Annotated in this window: 14 protein-coding genes; 3 read left to right on the top strand and 11 right to left on the bottom strand. The window is 33.9% G+C overall.

Features of this window, described 5'->3' with window-relative positions; all coding sequences use genetic code 11:
• The first annotated feature begins 112 nt into the window (after window positions 1–112).
• Window positions 113–1111, top strand: a complete 999-nt coding sequence (locus bsdE14_RS12790) for a LacI family DNA-binding transcriptional regulator (protein WP_264852267.1) — start codon at window positions 113–115, stop codon at window positions 1109–1111.
• Between the two features lie 76 nt (window positions 1112–1187).
• Here the strand turns inward: bsdE14_RS12790 and bsdE14_RS12795 are convergent, their stop codons facing one another.
• Window positions 1188–1901: a YesL family protein gene (locus tag bsdE14_RS12795; protein WP_264850335.1), complete on the bottom strand. Its 714-nt coding sequence runs from the start codon at window positions 1899–1901 to the stop codon at window positions 1188–1190.
• A 26-nt stretch (window positions 1902–1927) separates the two neighbouring features.
• Complete coding sequence (locus tag bsdE14_RS12800) at window positions 1928–3127, bottom strand: DUF5050 domain-containing protein (protein WP_264850336.1); 1200 nt, start codon at window positions 3125–3127, stop codon at window positions 1928–1930.
• Window positions 3128–3348: 221 nt separating this feature from the next.
• On the opposite strand from bsdE14_RS12800, the gene bsdE14_RS12805 reads away from it, so the two are divergent.
• Window positions 3349–3972 carry a DedA family protein gene (locus bsdE14_RS12805; protein ID WP_264850337.1) on the top strand — a complete coding sequence of 208 codons (624 nt, stop codon included), beginning with the start codon at window positions 3349–3351 and terminating at the stop codon, window positions 3970–3972.
• Window positions 3973–4018: 46 nt separating this feature from the next.
• Here the strand turns inward: bsdE14_RS12805 and bsdE14_RS12810 are convergent, their stop codons facing one another.
• The 6 genes from bsdE14_RS12810 to bsdE14_RS12835 are packed head-to-tail and all read right to left on the bottom strand — an operon-like array spanning window position 4019 to window position 9201.
• Window positions 4019–4474: a 4Fe-4S dicluster domain-containing protein gene (locus bsdE14_RS12810; RefSeq protein WP_264850338.1), complete on the bottom strand. Its 456-nt coding sequence runs from the start codon at window positions 4472–4474 to the stop codon at window positions 4019–4021.
• A gap of 15 nt (window positions 4475–4489) precedes the next feature.
• Window positions 4490–5566: a hydrogenase large subunit gene (locus tag bsdE14_RS12815; protein WP_264850339.1), complete on the bottom strand. Its 1077-nt coding sequence runs from the start codon at window positions 5564–5566 to the stop codon at window positions 4490–4492.
• A gap of 2 nt (window positions 5567–5568) precedes the next feature.
• Window positions 5569–5934, bottom strand: a complete 366-nt coding sequence (locus bsdE14_RS12820) for an NADH-quinone oxidoreductase subunit C (protein WP_264850340.1) — start codon at window positions 5932–5934, stop codon at window positions 5569–5571.
• 22 nt (window positions 5935–5956) lie between these two features.
• Window positions 5957–6391, bottom strand: a complete 435-nt coding sequence (locus bsdE14_RS12825; protein ID WP_264850341.1) for an NADH-quinone oxidoreductase subunit B family protein — start codon at window positions 6389–6391, stop codon at window positions 5957–5959.
• Window positions 6392–6412: 21 nt separating this feature from the next.
• Window positions 6413–7285, bottom strand: a complete 873-nt coding sequence (locus bsdE14_RS12830) for a respiratory chain complex I subunit 1 family protein (protein WP_264850342.1) — start codon at window positions 7283–7285, stop codon at window positions 6413–6415.
• Entirely contained in the window at window positions 7285–9201 is a 1917-nt protein-coding gene (locus tag bsdE14_RS12835) for an NADH-quinone oxidoreductase subunit 5 family protein (RefSeq protein ID WP_264850343.1), read from the bottom strand. The genes bsdE14_RS12830 and bsdE14_RS12835 overlap by 1 nt, the downstream gene beginning before the upstream one ends.
• Window positions 9202–9492: 291 nt before the next feature.
• Between bsdE14_RS12835 and bsdE14_RS12840 the strand changes: the two genes are divergently transcribed.
• Window positions 9493–9984 carry a hypothetical protein gene (locus bsdE14_RS12840; protein WP_264850344.1) on the top strand — a complete coding sequence of 164 codons (492 nt, stop codon included), beginning with the start codon at window positions 9493–9495 and terminating at the stop codon, window positions 9982–9984.
• A 42-nt stretch (window positions 9985–10026) separates the two neighbouring features.
• Here bsdE14_RS12840 and bsdE14_RS12845 read toward each other — a convergent pair whose 3' ends face one another.
• Genes bsdE14_RS12845 through bsdE14_RS12855 form a run of 3 tightly spaced genes read right to left on the bottom strand, consistent with a single transcriptional unit; the run spans window position 10027 to window position 14383 of the window.
• Complete coding sequence (locus bsdE14_RS12845; protein WP_264850345.1) at window positions 10027–11199, bottom strand: PP2C family protein-serine/threonine phosphatase; 1173 nt, start codon at window positions 11197–11199, stop codon at window positions 10027–10029.
• On the bottom strand, window positions 11196–12908 hold the full coding sequence (locus tag bsdE14_RS12850; RefSeq protein ID WP_264850346.1) for a [Fe-Fe] hydrogenase large subunit C-terminal domain-containing protein: 1713 nt from the start codon (window positions 12906–12908) through the stop codon (window positions 11196–11198). The genes bsdE14_RS12845 and bsdE14_RS12850 overlap by 4 nt, the downstream gene beginning before the upstream one ends.
• A 20-nt stretch (window positions 12909–12928) precedes the next feature.
• On the bottom strand, window positions 12929–14383 hold the full coding sequence (locus bsdE14_RS12855; protein ID WP_264850347.1) for a 4Fe-4S dicluster domain-containing protein: 1455 nt from the start codon (window positions 14381–14383) through the stop codon (window positions 12929–12931).
• Window positions 14384–14461 lie beyond the last annotated feature (78 nt).

Here is a 14461-nt window from a genome sequence, read left to right on the forward strand (position 1 = left end):
TGTAATATCTCATAAAAATAGAATAACATTTAAAAATATAGTATATATTAACTTGTAAGGAGTTAAAAATACGGGTATAATATTTGAAAGAAGATATATGGGAGTTGATGATATGGCAGCCTCAATTAAGGATGTGGCAAAGGAAGCAGGAGTATCCATTGCTACTGTTTCAAGAGTTTTAAATGATGTTGACGTTGTAAATGAAGAAACTAAAAAGAAGGTACAAGAAGCTATTAAAAAGCTTAGCTATAGACCAAATATAGTTGCTAGAAGTTTAAAAACTCAAAAGAGCAGAACTATAGGAATAATAATACCTGATATTTCAAACCAATTCTACCCTGAAATAGTTAGAGGAGCTGAAGACGTTGCCAATATATATAATTACAATATAATATTGTGCAATACAGATTTAGATCCTGAAAAAGAAAAAGAATACTTAAGAGTTCTAAAAGAAAAAATGGTAGATGGAGCAATCTATATGAGTAACTCATTAGAGCCCGAAACTATTGAACTTGTAAAGAGCTTAGAACTTCCTATAGTGTTGGTTGAGACTACTGATAAAAACAACACTTTTCCAAGCGTTACTATCGACAATGAAGAAGCAGCTTTCGAAGGAACTGAATACCTGATAAAAAAGGGAAATAAAAGGATTGCATACATAGGAATACATGAAGATGCAGTGCATGCAGCAGCTTATAGATTTTCAGGATACAAGCAAGCATTATCAAAGAATAATATAGCCTTAAATGAGGATATATTGTATTTTGCTGGTTTAAAAGCAGCAGATGGATATGATGCAGTCAATGAAATATTAAAGAAAGAAAAAATTGATGCTGTTTTCTGTGCTAGTGATGAACTTGCAATGGGAGCGATTAATGCGTTGAGGGAAAATGGCATTAATGTTCCAGAAGAAGTGGATGTTATAGGCTTTGATGATATATACAGTGCTTCAATATTCTATCCAAAGTTAACTACGGTTGGACAGCCAATGTATGATATGGGTTCTGTTGGAATGAGAATGCTTATAAAGTTTATTGATAAAATAGAGCTTCCTCAGGAAAAGTTTGTACTACCACACCAAATAGTTGAAAGAGACTCATGTAAGAAATAGGGAAGTGTAATTAATAAAAATATATTTATCAAGGTTATAATATTAGAATTAAGTAAAATAAAAGATGATTTCTGCATTATGCAGAATCATCTTTTTTATTTATAAATTTGTCTTCTATATCTAGTAGTATTTTTTGCTCAAAGAACATTATTCCGTAGCAGATAATGCTAAATATACATACTACAATAACTGAAGTAATTCTAAAAAATATGAAGCTTGCAGTTAAAATTATAGCTAAATTCATAGTTGTATTGCTAAATTTCCTAAAGGTATAGTATATTGAAATTTTAAGAATGTCCATTTTATTAAAGTAGAATCTTGATATTAAAGGGAAAATATGCAAGCTTATTAAAAATATAGCTGCCATAAATATAAAAACAAGGCCAATTAAAGCTTTTGGATAAGTACTTGAAATAAAGAATTTAGCATCTATATACAAAATAGATAGTATAATTAATTCAAAAGTCCAAAAGAATAAAGCTTGCCAAAAACTCACTTTATAAGCTTTAAAAAAGTCTCTTGTAATATCTATATCTTTATTACGAACCAACTTACCCATTGTACTAAGTAGAGCTGTTATAGAAGGTCCTACTGGAATACTGCAAAGAATGAAAATAAAAGCAAAACCCTGTGGAAGCTGGCTTAGTTCGTTAGTTAAAAACAAAACTAATACTACAATTAAGGGAATATTAAGAAGCAAAAAGTAAAAGTTTCCTATAAGAAACCAGGATATATAATTGGCTGCTGAAAATAAAGTGCCTTCACCAAATTCTTTTTTTATTCTAGCCATTTTTTCCTCCAAGTAAATAATTTATTCTATTTTATTATTTTAGAAGTAGTACCATCCAATTTAACCCTAGCGAATTCTGGATTTGAACCACTGGAAAAATTAAAGAAAATATAATCATCTATTATATTTAAATTTACAATAAAGCTAATTTGCAAGTCTTGAAGCGCTGAAATGGCTATGTTTGATGCTTTGCTGCCATCTGTACTTATTTTTTTTATAACTGAAGGTTCCTTAGGTGAAGTATAATAAATAAGATTATCTTTAATATTAAAGGACAAAATAGAGCCATCATTTATAACCTTAGTTTTATTACTACCATCAGTATTCATTTTATATAAGCCATCTTCTGATATAGTAAAATAAATACAATGATTATCTACAATAAATTTACTAACATTGCTGTTGCTTAGTTTAGTTTCGTTATTGTTTGGGGTTTCAATACTTGTTCTATATATGGTGCCTGAGCCTTGGTCTGCTTTTAAATAGTAAATAAAGCCTTCCTCAATATTTAGCATTTGTACTGGACCTGGGGCAATAATTGCCTTATTACTTCCATCAGTTTTGATTCTATTTATACCACCTATAACGCTTGTATTCATATTAAAGTTTGGATTACATTCAGTATAGTAGATCCAATCGCCTACAACACATATGCTGCTTGCGGTAGCGTTAGGTATTGGTACAGGATCTTCAGAACCATCAACCTTAAGCTTGTAAATGTTGTTATCTGTCTTGCTGACAAAATATATAGTATCATTTACAACGTTAATTGAAGAGGGTACTCCTAGCTTCAATTTTTTGAGTCCAGTTTCTCCATCTGGCATTGCTCTGTATATGTTAGAGGGAGAATTCCTAAATTCATTTGTATAGAACATCCAATTGCCCTGCTGAGCAGCCATACCATAATTGGACAAATTACCATTGGTATTGCCTTGTATGTTTGGTGTGGTATTTATTAGTGTTAAATCCTTTTTAGCATCCTTAGAAGACTTGTTATCAGCTGACTTATTATCAGTACCATTGCCAGTTGAATTAGAGTTTGTGGTGCTCTCTGCTGCTTTAGATGAGCTAGTAGCATTTCCATTTTTATTTTCGGTATTTTTTGAATTAGCTACATCAGTATTATTTACCGATGCATTTTTCGATTTAGTATTATAATTACGTACAGCAAAAGGAACAATTATTACTGCACAAATTAGAAGTCCGATGATTCGCTTTTTATTCATATCATTCACTCCAAATTTTAGAAAAATATGGTTTTATATATATTATATAAAATAATTTGGGTTTTGTATAGGGAAGAGAGTATAGTAGCTTGCCAACATTAAAAACAGATTAAAAATCATGCTTATAGCGATAATTTACAAGTATTTAATTGCTTGAAGTAGGTAGATTGGATATAATTATATTGTGTTTGTTGAAAATATGAAAACAAAGGAGAAGGCTAATGGTAGAAATGATAGTAAACTGGGCAATCGCAGTGCTCGGTAAAACAGGGTACTTTGGTGTAGCTCTTTTAATGGGACTAGAAAGTGCATGTATTCCAATTCCAAGCGAGGCTATACTGCCTTTTGGTGGATATTTAGCATCGTCAGCTTATACAGGTAATAAACTTAATCTTGTATGGGTAGTAATATGGGGAACAGTTGGTGGCACATTAGGGTCATTGTTTGCATATCTTCTTGGTGCTTATGGGGGAAGACCTCTTGTAGAAAAGTATGCTGAAAAGCTTAGATTAAATAGATCTCACATAGAGATGAGTGATAAGTATTTTGAGAAGTATGGAGAGAAAATAGCTTTTTTCTCAAGACTGTTACCTATAATAAGAACCTTTATTTCCCTTCCAGCAGGAATTGCTAAAATGGATTTAAAAAAGTTTTTAGCATATACTTTCTTTGGTTCTTTACTATGGAGTATAGTGCTTGGATATGCTGGATATATAATGGGTCAAAACTGGACCGTAATTCGTTCCTGGCTGCATATAGCTGACTATATTGTAGTTGCAGCAATAGTTGGATTAATTGTGTACTTTTATATTAAAAAGAGAAAGAAGAATAAGGCTAAGGCATAAAAAAACCCTGTGATTATGTAAATCACAGGGACTTTTTTTACCTAATTTAAGCTTCTGGCTTAACGGCTTCTATAGTAGCTGAAGCTTCAGCTTTAGATCCTTCTGCTGCTTGAGGCTTTGGAGCAGCAGCTGCAGGAGCTGGAGCTTTTGGTGCAGCAGGTTTTGGTGGTTCTACCTTATGAGTTTCAATAATATGAGAACTAGCACTGTGTCTTCTCTCGTTAGACATAGTTATAGCTTTCTTAGGGCATGCTGTAACGCATTCGCCGCAAATTATGCATCTAAAGGCATTTAGTTCCCACTTTCCATCTTTTCTATCTACTGTTATTGCGTCAGCTGGACATTTCTTTGCACATATAGAGCAAAGGATGCAAGCTGATGGATTTAAAACAATTCTTCCTCTTGAGCGCTCATAAGCGTCTCTTTCCTTCTCTATTGGATATAATCTAACTTTCTTTTTACCAAAAAAGTTTCTTGTAACTAATTCCAACATACTGGCCATAATTACACCCTCTTTCTATCTTTCAGTACAGCTGATACATGGGTCTATTGTAAGTGCTAGTATAGGTACATCTTGAAGGTTGCTACCTGGAAGCATTTTCAATAGAGCAGGTATGTTTTGGAAAGTAGGTGTCCTTATTTTTAACCTTTGTAAGTTCTTTGTACCATTACCTTTGATATAGTAAATAGCTTCTCCTCTAGGCTGTTCTATTCTAGAAATAGCTTCACCGTTAGGATTGCCTTTAACTGGCACTGCGATTTCTCCACTTGGAATCTTAGCAATACATTGTCTTATAAGGTCAAAGGATTGATATATGTCTCTAATTCTAACTATACATCTAGCATAGCTATCTCCATCTTTTTCAACTACAGGTTCAAAGTTTAAGTATTTGTACGCGCTGTAGCCTGTAGTTCTTAAATCCATATGAATTCCGCTGGCTCTAGCCATTGGTCCAACTACGGATATATCCTTTGCTTCTTGATAAGTAAGAGTTCCAACACCTACAAGTCTCTTTTTAACTGTATAGTTGTCAAAGAATACTTTTTCAACATCATGCATTTCTTTGTCTAATTCATCAATAGTACTTGAAATAATTTTAATGTGTTCCTCAGTCATATCCTTAGTAACTCCACCAACTTTATTAGCAGAGATTATAACTCTATTACCTGTAGTCATTTCCATTAAATCAAGGATTTTTTCTCTGTATCTCCATGTCTCCATAAATAAGCTTTCAAATCCAAAGGCATCTGCTAAAAGTCCAAGCCATAGGAAGTGACTTTGAAGACGTCCTATTTCTGCCCAAATAACTCTTAAGTATTCAGCTCTTTCAGGAATTTGAATATTCATAATATCCTCAATTCCTCTTACATAGGCCATTGAGTGCATAAAACTACAAATACCACAAACTCTTTCTACTATATATACACTTTGGTTAAAGTCTTTAAGTTCTGCTATTTTTTCTAGTCCTCTGTGTACATATCCAAGAGCAGGAAGAGCCTCTATTACTTTATCGTCGTCCATAACTAGTTTAAGCTGAAGTGGCTCAGGAAATACAGGGTGTTGAGGTCCAAATGGTATAACTGTTTTTGCCATAATTATTCTCCTTTCTGCTCTTGATTGTTATTTGCTAGAGGAGTTTTTGGACTATTAGATGCCAAGAACATATTTCCTCTATAATCTACAATAAGATCACTAAAGCTAAAACCAAATAAGTCTTGATATTCATTTTCAATTAGGAAAGCTGCTGGGTATATATTTGAAATACTTTTTATTGTATCCTCAGGCTTTACCATAATTATCAAGTGCTTCATTTCATAGTTTAGGTCAAAGTGATAGGTTATTTCATACTCTTCACCTTCCATAACACAGGTGATAGCTACGAATCTATAATTATAGAGCTTAAGATTATTAGCTTCTTCTGCTATCTTGTCTTTATCTACTAAAATTGAGTTTTGAAGCATATTGTTCAACTCCTTAAAATGATTATTTTTTCTTCATTTCTTCTCTCTTTTTATCTAGTATAGCTGCAGCTTGAGCTATTCCATCAAGAATAGTTTCAGGCTTTGGACAGCATCCAGGTACATACACATCTACAGGAATTAATTTATCTGCTCCACCAATAACATTGTAGCAGTCGTGGAATATTCCACCGGTACAAGCACAAGCACCAATTGCTACTACAGCCTTTGGATCTGGCATCTGATTGTAGATGTTAAGAAGAACGTCTACGCTTTTATAATTAATTGAACCTGTTACAACCATAATATCAGCTTGTTTAGGAGTACCGATATTTATTACTCCTAATCTTTCTGCATCATATAATGGAGTAAGACAAGCTAAGACTTCTATATCACATCCATTACAGCTGTTGCCATTCATGTGAACGATCCATGGAGATCTTGACATTACACTTGCCATAAACAAAACCTCTCTTCTTTCTTATATTAGTTTAACATTGTTTAGATATAGGAATAAAATGTTAGCTATTGATAAACCAACTATTACGGTCCATGTAAACTTAAGCATCCATTCCCAGTTAAGTCTTGCAGATATATTGTCTACTACTAAAACAAATATAAAAGTAAACAATGATAATATTGTTCCCATTATGATATTATTTTTCCAGAATAAGAACATAAGACCGCTTAGGAATACATATTCATACCAGTGAGAAAGTTCAATTACAGCTAGTGTAGGACCAGAAAATTCTGTAAACATACCTTTAACCAACTCTTGATGAGCGTGGTGAGAGGTTGAAAAGTCGAAAGGTGACTTCTTGAACTTAATTATCATTATAAACAGCATTGATATAAATATAAGTGGTAGATAAACTATAAGTGGCTTATTAATATTGTTTAATTGAGAAATATTAAAGGAGCCTGTTAACATATACATTCCAACGATGTAAAATACCAATATTGGTTCATAAGCAAGCATGGAAATTGTTTCTCTTGAGCTTCCTATTCTGCTGTAAGGAGAACCAGTACTCATACCGCCTAAGATTAATGCAACATTTGCTATTGTATAAACGAATATTATCATAAGTAAGTCCATTTCTAAAAATAGCATTAATAAACTTACAATGACAAACAGAAGATATACAAGTATATAAACATTTTGATATCTGTTAACAACAACGCTTTCCTTGTTTATGAGCTTTTTAAAATCATACCAAGGTTGTAGCAAGGAAGGACCTAATCTTCCTTGAAGATGAGCAGTAATTTTTCTGTCAATTCCTGCAAATATACAGCCTATTACAGGAGCTACGACAAGTACAATAAGTGTTCTTATTATGATTTCAGTTGTACTCATTATGATAGACCTCCTAAAATTACTATTAATATTAATGAAACGGATACTATGGTTCCTAGGAGGGTTAAGGTTTTTTCATCAAGAATGTGGCTAAGATATAAATTTCCTACTGTAGCCTTGTCATAAGTTCCGTTAGCATTTCTAAACATTGTTTCATCCTCGATATTGTTTTCACCGCACATATATATATTCTTTCTATCTGCTTTTGTAATTAAACTTCCTTTTATAGCTAAAGCTATAAGTATTACAAGACCAATAACTATAAATACTATTTCGTTATTAAAGCCTCCTATTTGAGAAGTGATTACAGCTCTTGAAACTGAAAGACCTTTAGCAGCATGTGGTAATAAAACATTTATTTCTGGTGAAACCATATTGTTATAAATTGGTGATACAAATATACTTGCTAGTAAAACAAGTACGCTTAAAACTACAAGTGGTAAGTATATATTTGTATCTATCTTTGGGTTTTTAATTAGTTTATTTTCTGGATATGATAAAAGGTTACCTATCCATTTAACGTAATATAATGTAGTAGCAGCACTTCCTAGGATAAGGAAAATTGCAATAAATGGATTGTTAGCTGCTGCTTCAATAGATATAAGCTTTGTAATAAGCACTCCAAATGGAGGAAGAATCATTGATATTGCTCCAAAGGCTGTTATAAGAGCAAGTGCTGGTGCTTTGTGAATAAGTCCCTGCATGTCTTCTATATCTCTACTACCTATAGTATGCTCAATTTGGCCTGTACATAGGAATAGCAGTGCCTTTGATACAGCGTGGAATATTATTAATATAATTGCAGAAGATATAGCTAAACTTGAGCCCATACCAGCGCTGCAAATTATAAGTCCTAAGTTTGCAATTGTTGAATAAGCAAGCACCCTTTTTGCATTTCTTTGTGAAATTGCAATTGCAGAGCACAGTAAGAAAGTAAAACCACCATAAAGCGCAATTGCAGTTCCAAGTTTAGTACCTGCATATGCTGGTGAAAGCTTAACTATTAGATAAACCCCCGCCTTAACCATTGTACTTGAGTGTAGTAGTGCGGATACAGGGGTTGGAGCTACCATAGCGCCTAAAAGCCAGCTTTGGAAAGGCATTTGAGCTGATTTTGCAAAGCCTGCTATACAAAGTAGGAATACTGGCACTATATAAATACCTGCAAGTTTTCCGTGGTTTATAATTCCTGTTAGTGTTGTTATTCCAAGCTGCTTAGCAAATAGTATATTTCCTAAAGCAAAGCATATACCACCAATAAGATTGATGTATAATGCTCTAAATGCACTATTGTAAGCTTCTTCATCAGCATTATAGCCGATAAGTAGGAAGGAAGCTAGTGTAGTGATTTCCCAGAAGAAGTATATCCAGGTTAGTGCATCACTAGCAACTAATCCATTCATAGCTGAGATAAATATACAAATGATTACATAGAATTGCTTTTGCTTGCTCTTCATGTGTCTGTGGTGTTCGTATTCGGTTATGTATCCGTTTGCAAAGACCACTATTAAAGTACCGATAATGTTTACAAGAAGCAACATTATTATTGAGAAGTTGTCCACGTTTAAGGTTACTTCATGATGTTTTTCCATAAAGAAGCTGCTGTAAACAAAGATTATTGCTTGAATAAAAGTAAGCAATAAAACATTTTTTCTTCTGTGCTTAATTGAAACCCAGAATAAGAATACTAAAATCAAGATTTCTACAATTAAAATAATACCTTCTACAATGCTGAAGGTTGAACCAGATATGGTGAATTTTACTGGTCCCTTTAGGGCTAGCAAAATTGAAAAAGCAGTTCCAAATATGCAAAGAACGTAAGAAAGCAATTTGTAATAAGCTTTGTTATCGTTTAAAGCATAAAGTACAGCGAAAATAATTGGAACTACTATTAAGGCTAGCACATACATGTTCATAAGAATACCCCCTTACTTTATTAGCTTGTAACAGTAAAAAAAAATTACTATAACAGCCAGCTAAGATTATTATAGTACTAATTTTTAGAAAATACAACAAATACGAAGTGGCAGTATAAGGGCGCTTACTAAAGCAAATAAGCTAAATATGGTACATATAATTGCTATACTTATTATTTTGAACTTAATTTTGTAGCACTATTGGACAAGATACATAATATATATTAGGACAAGCGAATATGTGGGCATAAATGAAATGAATTATTAAACAGTGGTAAAGAAGGTGAGAAAATGTCTTGTAATAAGATAAATATTATCATTAACAAGAGAAATGATAGAGATAACCGTTCCTCAAGCAGCAGGCGGACTTCCAGCAGTAGAAGATCCTCAAGTAGTGATAGATCTTCAAGTAGTGATAGATCTTCAAGCCGACGTCGCTCCTCAAGCAGCAGATCTTCAGACCGAGATGAAATAGAAGATATTGAAATAGAAGATAATAGATTTGTAGAGCATTTAAGAGAATTTATTGGAAGAACAGTTACTATTTTTACCACTAGCGGTGGGGAGTCAGGAAGTGGTTTTACAGGAGTAATACTAAGAGTAAATAATAATTTTGTAACTTTGCTAACTCAAGTTGGAACAGTACCCGGAACTGTATTAGATAATGAAGCAAGTGTAAGCAGCACAAATGAAACTAGAGTAAATGGAAGGTGTCCTAGTCACGGAGTAGAAACAGACATTCCAATAGATAGAATAGCAGCATTTGAGCATAATGTAGTTTAAATTAATAATAGGCGCTACCTTAATGATAGCGCCTTTACTTTATTATATATAATTAACTTTTACTTCTTTTCCAAGCTTTTTCATAATATCTATAAGGTCCTCTATTATTTTAAGTTTAATACTCAAATCCACAGGAAAGTCAGGGTTTTGGTGGGCAGGATTAATAGCTTTTCCTACCAGCATATTAAGATGAGTGCAATCCTCAATTAATATTTTTGTAAGCTGAGATGCACCATCCTTTGCTTTTAAATTTAAGGAAATTTTATCTTCAAGAGAGCTGTTATAATATGCTTTAAGTTTTTCTATAACTTTACTTAAAGTTAAAACTCCCTCTGTTACAAGATCTATGCCTTTAATTTCTGCAGTAGGCGGAACATCAATATCTATATATTCCATGCAGACTTTAATTTCTGTATTTAACTCTCTGGCTGCAATATTTGCTGCTGTGCCGCCGCAGATTATTTTTTTTCCATTGCTGTTTTTTAGCATATCTATTGCTAGGGAATCATTTTCCTTAGACTTTGGAGGTCCTGTAAATATATTAACAAACTCTGGAGTTCTTAAGGTTACCGCAACAACTGTAGTGTCGTCTCCAGGTTTTCCATCATAGAGCTTTTGGCAGGTTTGAAGCAAATCTTTACAAACATTAGCGGAGCACTTTTCGGTTTCAACCAATACTTCCAAATAATCAGCTACATTATTCCACTGCCATCCTAAATTTAATATGGCTCCAACTCCAGCATGAATTGCTCCATCGCTTACTACAGTAAGTACATCACCGGGCTCCAGTTGAAAGCTGCTTTCGTTAATTATCTTATCACTTATTTTAAGCTGTTTTTTTTCAATGGTAGTAACAATATTATTTTTAACGAAAAAAAATGGAGGATTATCATATTCTATGGTATGAACCATTCCGTCATTTGAAATTTTAATTATGGTAAAGGTAGAATATGCTAGCTGTCTTACACTGCATACAGGAAGAGTGTGAACTAAAGTATCTACGGTTTCGGAGATACTTAGCCCTTCTCTTAGCATTGTACCAGCAATCTTACAGGTCATAGTTGCAAGTATATTTGCTTTGACGCCACTTCCAAGCCCATCTGCAAGTACAATTATCATTCCGTCATCAGTTTTGATAACCTCAACCTTGTCTCCACAAAGTTCTTCGCCATATTTGTTTAAGCTATTAGAAGCTACATCAATAAAGTAACTCATTTAGTATCACTCACTTCCTTAACTGCAATAGCCTTAAGTTTAGTAAGGATTACTTTTGTTTCAGCGGTAGTTTCCCCTAAGAGACTTGCAATTTCTTGTGCTACTCTCATTTGTTTTTCAATTACAGACTGAGCAGCATCCAGTGTTTTTGTTTTCATTAGAGCAAGTTCTGCCTTATTTTTTTCTTCCGTAGTAATGTCAGTTAATATGCATAAAAACATGCCTTGCTTTTCCATATATATAATATTCTCCAGGAGAACTAAATCTTTATCTTCAAAGTGTATCCTATTTGCAATAACATTTTCTTTAGTTTCTTTCACCTTTGAAAAGCTGCTGTCATCCATAAGCATACATATTGGCTTATCCTTTATATCCTCAAGCTTAGTAGAGAATATTCTTTCTGAGGAAGGGTTGAAATCCTTAACTAATAAATCTTCATCTAAGGTAAAAATAGCATTTGGTGATGATTCAAATACTAGATTAGAAATACTTTCAGCTTTATTTCTAATATAATGGATGCACATATTAATTTCAGCCATTCCATCTAGCACTGCTTGAGCCTTTTCCCTGCAGGTATTGTAACCACACACTCCACAGTTTAGCTCATCACTTTTATCAAGTTTACCCATTTTTTTAAGCACTTTCACAATTTCTTCGTCGGAAGCAGTTTCCTTTTCAAAGCTAAGATCTTCAAATTTCTTTGAAAAATCCAAACTTGAGGTAATAGGCTTTAAAGCTATTTTAGCGTTCTTACTTTGCTTCCTAATATAACTTTTCACCTTTTTTTGCCTTACAAAATAGTCAGACTCATCCTTAGGCATAGCAGGTCCAGCAATACAGCCACCTCTGCAGGCTAGTGCTTCAATAAACAGCCCCTCTATTTCACCTTTTTCCATGGAATCGAATAGCTTAATGCAGCTATCAATTCCATCGACTACTGTTGGATCATAAATAGTATTGTTACCTATATCTAATTTTCCAAGTACGGGGAATTGCCTTCCAGGAGTAGAACCACTTTCATCAAAATTATCGGAAGCTAGGCTCGATAAATCTATTTGTTCATCATCAAGCCATTTATGGAGCTCATCAAAGGTTAATACTGCATCAATGATGCCTTTATTTTCTTCATCTATACTTTCAAACTTTTTTGCAGTACAAGGGCCTACGAAAGTAATAAATGCATCTTCACCATATTTTTCACGTATCAGCTTTCCGTTTACAAGCATTGGTGAATCAAGAGGAATCATATATTTTATTAACTCTGGGTAATAAATTTGAACTAGGTAATTTACTGATGGACAGCTGGTAGTAATAAGGTTTTTCAGTTCGCCTTTTTTAGCTGCATTCTTATATAAATCAGTAATTATTTCAGCACCTAAAGCTACTTCTTCTACAAACTTAAAACCTAATTTCTTTAAAGCAGCTACCAATTGAAGTTCATCCTTCATGTCGAAAGCTCCTGAAAAGGAAGGTGCAACTATAGCTATTGTATTTTTACCTGACTTTATAGAATACTTAATAGAATCTAAATCGCTTTTTATATGCCTTGCATTTTGAGGACATACCACAAGACATTGCCCACAGGCAACACATCTATCCTCAACAATTCTAGCTTGATCATTCTTTATCCTAATTGCTTTTACAGGACAAGAACGTAGGCATTTGTAGCAGCTTCTACAGTTGGCTTTGGAAAAATTAATAAGTTCCATCTTATTCCTCCATATTAATCCTATTCCCTATCAAGGTTAACATTTTCTAGGTTTAGAACTCTTAATGCATCTTTAACATCTGTTTCCATAGCAAGAGAGGCATATTTGTCAACTTCCTTTTTATCCTTTGGACCATGGCATAATGAAGCAGCTCCACCGATGCAGCCTCCAACACAGGCCATTCCTTCTATGAAGTTGAACTTTAGTGCATTGACTTTAGCTAGCTTTAAAGCCTTGTCACATTCTTTTATTCCATCGCAGTTTGTTGGATTAAATTCTACGTCAATATTTTCAGCAGCAGCTACATGTTTAACTGCGTCTGCAACTCCACCGCTTCTAGCAAATATTCTTCCATAGAAGGAGGCGTTGTTAAGAGGACCATCATCACAATTTTCAATGCTTATTCCATGTGCATCAAGAAGTGCTTGAAGCTCTTCAAAAGTTAATACATAATCAACATCTTCTTTAGCGAAATCCTGCTGGATTTCTGCTTTTTTAGCAGTACATGGTCCAATAAATACTATCTTTGCATCCTTGTCCATATCTTTGATAAGTCTTGCAATAGCAACCATTGGAGATACTGTATTAGATATCTTTGACTCAAGAGATGGATAGTTTTTTCTTATATAGGATACGAATGCTGGACAGCAGGAGGAGGTAACAAGTTTTTTCTCAGCAACTGTTTCAGCAAACTCATGTGCTTCATGCATTGCAACAATATCTGCTCCAAGAGCAACTTCTACAACATCATGGAAGCCTAGCATTTTCACTCCTCTAACTACTTGCTCAATTCTTGCGTAGGAGAATTGGCTTGCAATTGCTGGAGCAATAGCAGCATACACATGTGTACCATCTATTTTAGACTTTTGAATAGTTTTAACCACATCTACTATAGAGGATTTGTCTGACATAGCCCCAAATGGACATTGATACACGCAGGCACCACATTGTATACACTTTTTATTATCTATAACAGCTTTTTTATCTTCATCAATAGAAATTGCATTTGGAGTACAAGCTCTTACACAAGGTCTTAATGTATCAGAAATAGCGTTGTAAGGACAGCTTTGTGCACAGCGTCCGCACTCTATACATTTTTCAGAATCTATATATGCTTTTCCGTGAACATGTACTATAGCTCCCTTTGGACATACCTCTGAGCATTTATGTGCTATACATCCTCTGCAGCTGTCAGTAACATTAAAACGCTGCACTGGACATTCGTCACAAGCTTCTCTAATAGTTTCTATTATATTTGGATTTTCTTTGTCGCCGCCCATTGCAAGTTTTACTCTATCACTAATGATAGCTCTTTCTTTATGCACACAGCAGCGAGTTCTTGGCTTGGAACCAGGAATAATAATTAGCGGTATTTTATCATAATCCTGCTCTAGGGTCCCATCAAGTGTCATTTTTGCTACTTCTCTTAATACTTCATATCTTAATAGTTGAACATTATTTTCAAACTTCCTCATTCCTAATCCTCCTTATAAGTCGGAGCACAGGGTAACTTAACCATGCCGATTTCCATCGGCAAGTGTCCGGGGTAATTC

It is taken from the genome of Clostridium omnivorum, assembly GCF_026012015.1.
Lineage (GTDB): Bacteria > Bacillota > Clostridia > Clostridiales > Clostridiaceae > Clostridium_AX > Clostridium_AX omnivorum.

Coding starts and splice junctions, on each gene's coding strand:
- bsdE14_RS12830 (WP_264850342.1), bottom strand. CDS start 7,285: ATGAGTACAACTGAAATCATAATAAGAACACTTATTGTACTTGTCGTA.
- bsdE14_RS12845 (WP_264850345.1), bottom strand. CDS start 11,199: ATGAGTTACTTTATTGATGTAGCTTCTAATAGCTTAAACAAATATGGC.
- bsdE14_RS12790 (WP_264852267.1), top strand. CDS start 113: ATGGCAGCCTCAATTAAGGATGTGGCAAAGGAAGCAGGAGTATCCATT.
- bsdE14_RS12815 (WP_264850339.1), bottom strand. CDS start 5,566: ATGGCAAAAACAGTTATACCATTTGGACCTCAACACCCTGTATTTCCT.
- bsdE14_RS12840 (WP_264850344.1), top strand. CDS start 9,493: ATGTCTTGTAATAAGATAAATATTATCATTAACAAGAGAAATGATAGA.
- bsdE14_RS12850 (WP_264850346.1), bottom strand. CDS start 12,908: ATGGAACTTATTAATTTTTCCAAAGCCAACTGTAGAAGCTGCTACAAA.
- bsdE14_RS12800 (WP_264850336.1), bottom strand. CDS start 3,127: ATGAATAAAAAGCGAATCATCGGACTTCTAATTTGTGCAGTAATAATT.
- bsdE14_RS12795 (WP_264850335.1), bottom strand. CDS start 1,901: ATGGCTAGAATAAAAAAAGAATTTGGTGAAGGCACTTTATTTTCAGCA.
- bsdE14_RS12825 (WP_264850341.1), bottom strand. CDS start 6,391: ATGGCAAGTGTAATGTCAAGATCTCCATGGATCGTTCACATGAATGGC.
- bsdE14_RS12820 (WP_264850340.1), bottom strand. CDS start 5,934: ATGCTTCAAAACTCAATTTTAGTAGATAAAGACAAGATAGCAGAAGAA.
- bsdE14_RS12810 (WP_264850338.1), bottom strand. CDS start 4,474: ATGGCCAGTATGTTGGAATTAGTTACAAGAAACTTTTTTGGTAAAAAG.
- bsdE14_RS12805 (WP_264850337.1), top strand. CDS start 3,349: ATGGTAGAAATGATAGTAAACTGGGCAATCGCAGTGCTCGGTAAAACA.
- bsdE14_RS12835 (WP_264850343.1), bottom strand. CDS start 9,201: ATGAACATGTATGTGCTAGCCTTAATAGTAGTTCCAATTATTTTCGCT.
- bsdE14_RS12855 (WP_264850347.1), bottom strand. CDS start 14,383: ATGAGGAAGTTTGAAAATAATGTTCAACTATTAAGATATGAAGTATTA.